Below are 1,024 nucleotides of genomic sequence, written 5' to 3' on the forward strand. Positions count from 1 at the left end.
GACAAGTCCAGTGTTTGGACACGCTTTGAAATTGAGTTTAAGTCAAAAGATATTGTGATTCCCTTCGAAGTCTTGCAAAACCCAGGTCTTTATTTTGGTGGAGCGTATCCGATCTGCGAAAAATTTGCCAATCACGCAAGCCGTATTCAGGCGGTTGAAAAAAATAAGGTCATTTCCGCTGACAGATATGTCGAATGGGTTAAGAAACAATTTGGAAGAGCAGCCAACGGATTGAAGGCGATTTTTCCTGATCTTAAAAAAGATGAACTTTTTGAATTGATCGAACCCGACCACCAAAAATTACCAAAATCATTAAGTCTAAATAATTTTGATTGCAAACTGTCCGAAATGCTCTTTATTCATAGTGAAAAGTTGCAAGAGAATAAAGAAAAAGCAGATCCATATTTTATGTATGAATATTATCAAAATATGGAAAAACAGCTTGAAAAACAAAAACATGAAGTCAATGAAGAATCGTATTTAAATCATATGTATTCGGAACATGCAAAACTGCCGATGTCATGGGCTTATTAGTCTCTGCCCGAAAAGAGGCTTAAAAAAAGGAAAAAAAGATGATTTTCACAATGCAAGGCCAAATCGTTGGCGTTAAAAAATTTAGCGGACAAATTGAGGGCAAAGCCTTTGACTACTGCCGTCTGATCGTAGCAACTCCTTTAGACAGCACTCAAGGCAACGCTTTGGGAAGCTCAGCCACGGAGTACGACTTTGGCACAAGCGCAAATTTTGAACAATTTAAAACAGCACAATTTCCGATCGATGCAAATCTGAGTGTAGAAATTGTGACAACCGGCAAAACTCAAAAACTGAAAGTGCACGGTTTCCAAGCGATTAAGAAAGGTTGATTTATGCAAAAAGTCTATGTTGTTCAATCCGTATCAACAGGGGACTTTTTGTATCTGTCCCCTGAAACAGGGGATATAGGCCATACAAAACTAATAAATAACGCAGGTTTATTTGTCGATTTCGAAGAAGCCGTAAAAGCAGGTATTGAAGAAATCGGCAA

General features: G+C 38.0%; 1 protein-coding gene and 1 pseudogene. Both read left to right on the plus strand.

Features of this window, described 5'->3' with window-relative positions; translation table 11 throughout:
• Positions 1–534: pseudogene (locus tag HMPREF2661_RS06435) on the plus strand (replication initiation factor); the annotation flags it as partial.
• Positions 535–572: 38 nt separating this feature from the next.
• Positions 573–863 carry a hypothetical protein gene (locus HMPREF2661_RS06440; RefSeq protein WP_070822836.1) on the plus strand — a complete coding sequence of 97 codons (291 nt, stop codon included), beginning with the start codon at positions 573–575 and terminating at the stop codon, positions 861–863.
• Positions 864–1,024 lie beyond the last annotated feature (161 nt).

It is taken from the genome of Neisseria sp. HMSC061B04, from assembly GCF_001836705.1.
Taxonomy (GTDB): Bacteria; Pseudomonadota; Gammaproteobacteria; order Burkholderiales; family Neisseriaceae; genus Neisseria.

What these genes read in the sequence shown, in the direction of transcription:
- HMPREF2661_RS06440 (WP_070822836.1), top strand. Translation starts at nt 573, where the DNA reads ATGATTTTCACAATGCAAGGCCAAATCGTTGGCGTTAAAAAATTTAGC.